Source organism: Acetobacter sacchari (genome assembly GCF_017377715.1).
Lineage (GTDB): Bacteria > Pseudomonadota > Alphaproteobacteria > Acetobacterales > Acetobacteraceae > Acetobacter > Acetobacter sacchari.
In genome coordinates this window covers 1-461 of the sequence record NZ_JAFVMF010000062.1, presented here as the reverse complement: position 1 = coordinate 461, position 461 = coordinate 1, and the positions used below count along the sequence as shown (strand labels likewise).

Here is a 461-nt window from a genome sequence, read left to right as displayed (position 1 = left end):
GATCCTCGGGGAAGAAGCTCTTGGCCGCGCCCATGGTGGCGACACTGCAGCCAAGCGCATCCGCCAGACGAATAGCGGCCTCTTCCGCGCCCGCCGCACGCAGCTTGCTGCCAATCAGGATGACCGGTTTTTCCTTTTTCTCGATGAACTCAGCTACGGCCTTCACGGCCGCCTTGAGCGTATCCGCATCGGATGGCGCATCGGAGACGACGGCGCTGATCGGCCCGGGCGCACGGCAGGACTGTCCTGACACGTTGCACGCAATCTCGATATAGGCCGGCTTCTTCTCCCTCAACGCCGTCCGGATAACGTAGTCGATCTTTTCGGGTGCATCTTCTGCGGAGGTAATGGAAACTGCGGCGCAGGTGAGTTCCTTTGCGATGCGGAGCTGATACCCGTAATCGGTGGTGCCGATCGTATGATGCAGGATATGACCGCTGCCGTGATCGTTGGAGTTGGGC

General features: G+C 60.5%; 1 pseudogene. It reads right to left on the bottom strand.

Annotated elements, in window-relative coordinates:
* Positions 1 to 461: pseudogene (locus J2D73_RS20255) on the bottom strand (pyruvate decarboxylase); the annotation flags it as partial.